The organism is Ercella succinigenes, from assembly GCF_900002895.1.
This window is the reverse complement of record NZ_CDHP01000022.1, coordinates 1-8,300: the sequence shown is the minus strand read 5'-3', so window position 1 is coordinate 8,300 and position 8,300 is coordinate 1. Positions and strand designations below refer to the sequence as shown.

The following is an 8,300-nucleotide window of genomic DNA, read 5'->3' as shown; positions in this document are numbered from 1 at the left end:
CGGCATTCAATTGTTCGCTGGCCTGTCCTCGCAGCACCGCATCAAATACTTTTTCCAGTAATTTCGCCACCCCGTTCTCCCGATTTCCAAGCATAAGGTCTTTAAGAATTTCGTCTTCCAGTGTAAGATGTACTTGAGCCATGATCTCATTCCTTTCAGTTGTTAGTTTCGCAAAACCTATTATACCGAAAGCGAGCTCGTGGCTCTTTTTTATTTCTCAATTTACACCAAGTATACGGACTTTATCCAAGCTGTGTTGCTTAAAAGAAATCCAGATGATTTAAAGATATATAAGATAAACACAGATATTGAAAATCCAAGCGATTTTGACGCATTTAGTCAATCATATAAATGTGTATTAAGCGAAATATCTGAAAAACATAAAAATTCACAAATTTTAATAAATATTAGCTCTGGCACTCCGCAAATGATAGCGACTGCTTGTCTTATTGCGTCTTCTAAATATTATAATAACAATTATAAATGCATACAGGTTACAAATCCACAAAAAAGAAGTGGCGAAAAGTGCAGGTATATAGATGTTTTTGATGAAAGTATGATTGATAACACTTTCGATTTTATTGAAGAAACAGATAGCAGATGTTTAGAGCCTGACATACTTTTATTTAAAAGAAGCATGTTACTGGAAAAATTTATCAAACTGATAAAAGTTTACGACTATTCTTCAGCTTTGAAACTTAATAAAGAAAATAATAATATTTTTGGCGAAAAAACAAATCGTTGGCTCGAGCATATTACTGCAAGAATAAATTATGATATTGTTAATTCTGATAAAGCTTTAAAAGCAGATGATATTGTCGAATTTGATCCTTATCCTGTAAAAAACGGACGTTTTAAGCCCTTGTATGATTTTTATCTAGGTGTTTTGGTAAGAAATTTACAAACTGATTGGTCTGCATATTTACTAAAACTATCACCACTATTATCCAATATGATATATTATTATATTACTGAAGTCTGTAAATATCCTCTGGTAAAATCTATTTATTATGACAGGGGAAAAAATACCAGAAAATTACAGCGTAGTTATATGCAAAAAAATGATCCTGAATTATTGAAATATATGGATAGTTGTTTTTCTGGTTCTAATTTCAAAGATGGATTTCTTATGCTTAGTAATCTTTTGCCAGTTTTAGAATATATAATAAAAAAACAATATTTTAATTCAACATATTTATCTGATATAAATAAAAAGTTTGTTTTCTTAAGAGACATAGAATTTAAATTAAGAAACAATGTTGCACATGAAATGGTAAAAATAACTGATGATTGGGCAACAAAAACTTGCGGTTATAGTTTTAGTAAAATCCAAAAAGAATTACATAGTCTTTTTGCTTTAATAATGGGAAATAATGGTCAGTCTGGTTGGGATACTTTGCCTGATCGACTTAATTCTTATATTATTAATATAAATCCATAGTTCTTTTGTTGGCAAGAGGTGAAAGCTGCATGGGAATTTTGTATCTTACTGAGCCAGGAACAAGTGTTCATTTGCAAGCAGGGTTGTTAAAAGCAAAAATTGGTGATGTTGAGTTGTTAAGTGTACCTTTCGAACAAGTAAAAGGTATGATTGTTTATTCTGGTGTTAATCTTACTAATAATTTAACAACTGCTCTTCTTGAGAAGGCAATTCCTGTAACTTTTCTTTCTTCTAGAGGTAGATATTTTGGTAGGCTAGAAACTGTAAAATCTGCAAACGTAGTTAGGCAATTAAAACAAGTCGAACTTATAAACAATCCTGATTTTTGTCTTAATATTGCTAAAAGAATAATATATGCCAAAATAGCAAACTCTTTAACTGTTATTAAAGAGTTTGCTAGGCATCATCCATCTTTCGACCTTGATTATCCTAGAAATGAATTACCAAAAATAATAAAAAAAATCAGTGTCGCTGAAAGCATAGAAACGCTAATTGGTTATGAAGGAATGGCTGCTAAAATTCATTTTGACTGTTTAAATATGTTGACAAAAGAAGATTTTAAATTCAGAGGAAGGTCACGCAATCCTCCTAAAGATCCTTTTAATTCAATGCTTAGTTATGGTTATACGTTGCTTATGTTTGATATATATACACTAATTCAGATGCATGGGTTAAATCCTTATTTTGGATTTTTACACAAACCCAGAAATGGACATGCTGCTCTTGCATCAGATTTAATGGAGTTATGGCGTCCTGTTTTGGTGGATTCTTTTGTATTGCATCTGGCCAATAGAAACAGCTTTCATGTTATAGATTTTGAGACAGATTCAAAGGGGGGAGTTTACTTAAATAACGAAAAATCAAAATTGTTTGTTAAAAAATATGAAGAAAGAATTAAGAAAGTAAAAAAGACGCCAGACGGAAAAGATGAATTTAATTATAGACTTGAATTAGAAAAGCAAATTCTATTGTTTGTTCAGGCTGTAGAAAAATCTGATCCAGAAGAATTTCAACCTTATTTTTTAAAATAGCAGAATAAGTTAAATGTGATTTTACAGGAGTATTGAGTATTGTTATGCTATGGTGGAAGAAAAAATTTACTATTTCCGAAGAGTCTTATGATAATAACAATAATGATCAACAACAAAGAGTCTCACTAGTCATATATGATATCTCTGATAATAAAAGAAGAACCAAAATTTTTAAAATTCTAAAAAGCTATGGTATACCTGTTCAAAGATCATCTTTTGAATGTAGAATTGATGAATCTGATAATAGAAAAATGATTAAAGAAGTATTAAAGCATTTTAATCCTGAATTTGATTTACTTAGAATATATAGATTAAATAGTAACTATAATGTGCAATGTTGGGGAAATATAGGGAAATTAGAAATTGATGAAGGTTTTTGGATAGTTTAGATAGACCTATAAATCTAATCTCATTTTTTATATCCTTTGTGTTTTTTCCTCTTTATAATTAAAGATGAGGAGGATTTTAAGATGAGAGATACCGAAGGTTACAGTAAAAGCAATAGTAAAAATAAAATCGTATATTTTTCCCACGGTGGAGGACCACTCCCGATACTAGAAGATTCTTCTCATCAAAGAATGATTCGATTTATGAAGGATTTTCCCAAAACAATCCAAAAGCCTGACGTAATTATTGTATTTAGCGCTCACTGGGAGGAAAATATCGTAACAATTCAAAGCGGTAAACAACCCGACATTATGTATGATTACTACGGCTTTCCAGAAGCTGCATATAACATTAAATATCCATGCAAAGGACATAATATTCTTGCTGAGAAAATTGCCGAACTGTTTAGAAAAAGCAATATTGAAAATTGTTTAGATGACAAAAGACCATATGATCATGGTTCTTATATCCCTCTGAAACTAATGTATCCCAATGCTGATATACCAGTTATTCAAATTTCTCTAAAACATAATCTTGATGCAGCAGAACATCTTGCTATTGGGAAAGCGTTACGACCATTATTAGAAGAAAATATATTATTTATAGGATCTGGATTTTCTTTCCATAATATGAGACGATTCAGTTTTGAAGGAGTTATCATTGAAGATCCGAATAATGACCAATTTCAAGATCAATTGGTTGAAATTTGCTGCAATACTAAAGAAGAAGGCAAATGGGAAGCCTTAATAAACTGGGAAAAAATTCCAGGGGCAAGATATTGTCATCCGAGAGAAGAACACTTATTGCCACTGCTGGTGTGCGCTGGTTTATCTGAAAATTCTGGCACAAAAGTATTTGATGATTATATTCTGGGCAAAAGAGCTACTGCTTTTATATGGTAATCAGGATGCATCCATGTTTATCCTTGATTCTCAAAAGTGATTTTTCCTTTGCAAAAGCAGTCAGATAGTGAACTTCTGTATGAAGTTAAGAGGGGAAAATAAATTAAAATAAAAGAATCTCTTTTTAATTAAAATAATGCTTGAAAAACATTTTTAATGGATATATCCTTTGCTTCAAGGATATATCCATTAAATTTTGTAGGAGAATTAAATTTAATGAATAATGAAAAAATTAAAAATCTAGAAAATAGAATAGAGAATACACATGGTAACATTACAGGAGTTGTAGTGTTAAAAAATGATGAAGTAAAGTATGAAAAGTATTTTAACAACTGCACAGATGTAAGCAGAGTACATGTTTACTCAGTAGCCAAAAGTATTATTTCAATATTGATGGGAATTGCAATGGATAAAGGATACATCAATTGTGTTGATCAAAAAGTTTTAGATTTTTTCCCTGATTATGCAGCGAAAAAAGGCGAAAAGACAAAACAGAATATTACACTTAAAAATCTGCTTACAATGACTGCTCCGTATAAATACAAATTTGCCCCATATACATATTTCAAATATTTTATGTGCAACGATTGGTTGAAATTTACCCTTGATTTATTAGGTGGCAAAGAGGAAATAGGTAATTTTAATTATACACCAGTTGTAGGACCGGATATTTTGTCTGGCATTTTGATGAAAGCAACCGGACAATCAGTTCTTAATTTTGCCAAAAACAATTTGTTTTTGCCACTTGGAATTACTGTGGAAGAAAATATAATTCTTCATACGGCAAAAAAACAAAGTGCTTTTAATAAAGCTACTGATATCAGCGGCTGGGTTTGTGATGCTTGCGGATTAAATTCTGCTGGCTGGGGACTTACAATGTCTGCATTAGATTTAGCAAAAATCGGTAAGCTGTTATTAAATAAAGGTATTTGGAATGGAAAACAGATTGTATCAAGTCAATGGATCGAGGAGAGTATCAAAGAGCATAGCAGATGGGAAAAAGAAAATCTTTCATATGGTTATTTATGGTGGATTGAGGAAAACATCTTTGCAGCAATGGGAGATGGTGGGAATGTCTTATATATAAATAGAAAGAAAAATATAGTTATTTCAATCACCGCTCTTTTCAAACCTAATGTTACAGATCGAATAGAATTAATTAAAGAGTATATCGAACCCATATTTGAAAATGAGATGTGATTATTGAAAACAAATAACTCTTAACACAAAAGTTATTTTACTTTTGTGAATAAATAATTAACGATAAACGATAAATAATTATTGACAAAAGCTAAAGGAGACAATAGAATAGTTATATAATATATGGTTATGGAGGGAAGTCTGGTGAAGTTATCAAATTTAGCTAAAAATAAAAAGTTATTTAATTATCTATTTAATATTATTAATGTGATTAATTGGGCGATGTATATATTAATTGTGACAAGCGTTATACTATACATAATTATAAGAATTGTGCCAAATTTAATTAATCTAAGTGCAAATAGTGTAATAGGGTTAAGCCCGGATAATATAATTAGATTTGATATTGAATTGGATAATATTTCCAATACAAACATTAATTCCGTTTATTCGTTACTTTTGTTAAGTGCTTTTATCATTTTATTGTTATCAGTTTTTATTCTTAGACAGCTGAGAAGAATATTGCAAAATGTAATTAATGAAAAACCTTTTGATAATAATAATGCAAAATATTTATTAAGCATAGGATATGCAGTTGTTGCAAGTTCTCTGATTATTCCTGTCTTAAAAGCTTTTACAATTAATAGAATTATTGGGATTTTGAATATAAGTAATGTAAATGCAGTTTATACAATTAATATTGAGATTTTGCTTTTAGGTTTATTAATTATCTTATTAAGTGCGATATTTAAATATGGTACATATTTACAACAAGAGTATGATAGTACGCTTTAGGATAGAGGTGAGCATGTGGCAATAATTATCCGTCTAGATAGAGTTTTAGCAGATAGAAAAATGCAGTTAAATGAATTAGCTGAAAGAGTAGGTATATCAGTTGTTAATCTATCGAATCTTAAAACCGGCAAAGTAAAGGCTATAAGATTTTCTACATTAAATGAAATCTGTTTAGTATTAAAATGCCAGCCTGGAGACATTTTAGAGTATGTTGCTGACGAAGTTGACATATTAGAACAGGAATGAGCTTTCACAGCACGGAAAATCAAGAAAGGATTTTTTATGAAATCAATTTTTGTTTCCAGTACATTCAAAGACATGCAAGCCGAAAGAGATTTGTTAAATTTAGAAGTATTTCCTTTGATCAGAGATTTTTTATTAGATTACTTTGAGGGATTAAATTTTATTGATTTAAGATGGGGTGTTAACACAGAGGATCAAAGTGTCGAAGAGAGTGCTTTGAAAGTTCTGCAAAATTGAAATCTCGTATCATTGCTGCCGGAGGCAAGGTTAGGTACTATGATGCTGCTTGGGATTGTGATAACAAAAAAATTACTGGTTTAGAAACGCTTGGAAAATATATTGAAGAAGATCTGAAAAAGTTGTTGCTCAAGGATTTAAAGCAAAATAATATTTTGAGTTTAGAAGAACGTCATCTTCGATATTTTGACATGCATTATTCTGAATTATCTTGACATTTGTATGAGGATATTTTTGTTGAAGCTTTATTAGCTGCAGCTTCGCAAAAAAGTGGCTTTATTTTAGTGCGTGGTGGTGTTTCAAGTGGTAAGTCCTTTGCTGTATCTGCTTTGTTTTTACATCTTAAAAATGTTTACGGTATAAGTATTGGTAATAAAGTTATGCCTGAATTTCTGACTGGTTTTAGCTGGCTTCCTAGCCGTCATAATCCTAATATTACTTTTATTGTAACAGTTAATGATTCAATGATAAGTTTACCGCAATTTCTTCCATACACACCTAATTCTCAAATTGTTTCTTTTAGTCAGGCTAAATTTGGTCTTACCAAAACAGATTTACAGAGTTTATGCATAAAAGCTAAACAAACATGGCTTGAGAGAGATTTTAGCCGCTTGCTTCGTTTCATGTCTTTTATGTTTTCTGTTGATTATGATGGGTATATTAGTTTTAGGCATCCGGAAATAGCCCAGGTTATCAAGCAAAAATATTTTAGCAGGGATTTAAAACTGCATTTGTATGATTATGTAAAAAAACTTGATATAAGACAGAGAACCTATCAGCAAGAAATATTAGAGCTTGCCATTTTTTTCGAAGATTGGCTTTTTGTTATATCCTATATCGAAACACATGAACAGCAGCTAAGAAGCTCAGAATCTCAAGAAAATTTTAATGCAATTTTTTTATCGATGGAAACAACTTTGCAGAGAAACTTCTTAAATAAGCCGACAGAGTTTATGAATTTTCTTAAATGTTTGGGAGATCAGAATCAAGTTTCCATCGAAACTCAATTGAAAGTATATCTTTTCTTAAAAATGATTAAGTTGATTGATGTAAGTAATAATTTCCCAATCGGCTACATAATAGATTGCATAAGTATGATAGTTAATCATTTATATAAAAGATTGGAATATTGTTCTTCGGAGGATAAGGTTGGTCTGGAAAAAATCAACCGTGTATTATATGTATTTTTGATCTTGCTAAGTAAAGCATATGAAGAAAACAAGAATCCTCAGCAAGCTGAGTTTTTTTCTCAGCAGGCTGAATTAGTGCATAGTTGCTTTGATCAAACTGCGGATCAAAAACCAATGCCACCTGGTAAAGAGTATTTTTTAACAGCAGAGGAGGCTTTCCAAAAATGCGAGCATTTTAAGAGTCTTTCGGAAGATGATTCTAATGATCAGACTATAAAATGGGGATTAAAAGCTTATAAAAATTACATGTTTGCGGAACAGGAATCGTATATTCCTGTTAAAACAAGCTGCATGAAGAAAATCTCAGTACTGTTATATGTTGCTGAGGCAGCAAAAGAAACGGGAGATGAAGATAAGTATAATTCCGTGTTAAAGCTTATTGAAATGGAACGGGAAAGTTTTGAAGAGGCTTGCTCAGATTCTGAAGAAAATGACCAGATTGCTATATTAGTGCTTAATGCAAAATTAGGAAACAAGGCTATTGAAGATGAGAGATATGAAGATGCCTACAATTATCTTGAGAATCCATATATTGTTTTTAAACCACTGGCAATGCAAGAAGGGTTATGAAAATATTTCTTCAGAACTTGCTGCTTTTAGTGTAAATGAACATGCACACGCATGTATTTTACAAGCTGTTAAGTATTATGAAATTATTTATGCAAAAACTCTTGCCAATAATGATTGTCATAAGATAAAGTCCGTATACTTGGTGTAAATTGAGAAATAAAAAAGAGCCACGAGCTCGCTTTCGGTATAATAGGTTTTGCGAAACTAACAACTGAAAGGAATGAGATCATGGCTCAAGTACATCTTACACTGGAAGACGAAATTCTTAAAGACCTTATGCTTGGAAATCGGGAGAACGGGGTGGCGAAATTACTGGAAAAAGTATTTGATGCGGTGCTGCGAGGACAGGCCAGCGAACAATTGA

10 protein-coding genes are annotated in these 8,300 nt (G+C 31.2%); all 10 read left to right on the top strand.

What is annotated here, in order from left to right:
* Positions 1–199 precede the first annotated feature (199 nt).
* Positions 200–1,441, top strand: a complete 1,242-nt coding sequence (gene csm6 / locus AC0KSB_RS06310; RefSeq protein ID WP_472307436.1) for a type III-A CRISPR-associated CARF protein Csm6 — start codon at positions 200–202, stop codon at positions 1,439–1,441.
* 29 nt (positions 1,442–1,470) lie between these two features.
* Complete coding sequence (cas1, locus tag AC0KSB_RS06305; protein ID WP_472307434.1) at positions 1,471–2,472, top strand: CRISPR-associated endonuclease Cas1; 1,002 nt, start codon at positions 1,471–1,473, stop codon at positions 2,470–2,472.
* 32 nt (positions 2,473–2,504) lie between these two features.
* Positions 2,505–2,861: a CRISPR-associated endonuclease Cas2 gene (gene cas2, locus AC0KSB_RS06300; protein WP_472307432.1), complete on the top strand. Its 357-nt coding sequence runs from the start codon at positions 2,505–2,507 to the stop codon at positions 2,859–2,861.
* Positions 2,862–2,942: 81 nt separating this feature from the next.
* Entirely contained in the window at positions 2,943–3,761 is an 819-nt protein-coding gene (locus AC0KSB_RS06295; protein WP_472307430.1) for a DODA-type extradiol aromatic ring-opening family dioxygenase, read from the top strand.
* Between the two features lie 216 nt (positions 3,762–3,977).
* Positions 3,978–4,961 (top strand): serine hydrolase domain-containing protein, encoded by a 984-nt coding sequence (locus AC0KSB_RS06290; protein ID WP_472307428.1) that lies wholly within the window; start codon positions 3,978–3,980, stop codon positions 4,959–4,961.
* Positions 4,962–5,105: 144 nt separating this feature from the next.
* Complete coding sequence (locus tag AC0KSB_RS06285) at positions 5,106–5,696, top strand: DUF2975 domain-containing protein (protein WP_472307426.1); 591 nt, start codon at positions 5,106–5,108, stop codon at positions 5,694–5,696.
* A 15-nt stretch (positions 5,697–5,711) separates the two neighbouring features.
* Entirely contained in the window at positions 5,712–5,942 is a 231-nt protein-coding gene (locus tag AC0KSB_RS06280) for a helix-turn-helix domain-containing protein (RefSeq protein ID WP_472307424.1), read from the top strand.
* 36 nt (positions 5,943–5,978) lie between these two features.
* Complete coding sequence (locus tag AC0KSB_RS06275; protein ID WP_472307422.1) at positions 5,979–6,176, top strand: hypothetical protein; 198 nt, start codon at positions 5,979–5,981, stop codon at positions 6,174–6,176.
* Positions 6,173–6,391, top strand: a complete 219-nt coding sequence (locus AC0KSB_RS06270; protein WP_472307420.1) for a hypothetical protein — start codon at positions 6,173–6,175, stop codon at positions 6,389–6,391. Before AC0KSB_RS06275 ends, AC0KSB_RS06270 begins: the two co-directional genes overlap by 4 nt.
* Positions 6,392–6,394: 3 nt before the next feature.
* Positions 6,395–7,936: a hypothetical protein gene (locus AC0KSB_RS06265; protein ID WP_472307418.1), complete on the top strand. Its 1,542-nt coding sequence runs from the start codon at positions 6,395–6,397 to the stop codon at positions 7,934–7,936.
* Positions 7,937–8,300 lie beyond the last annotated feature (364 nt).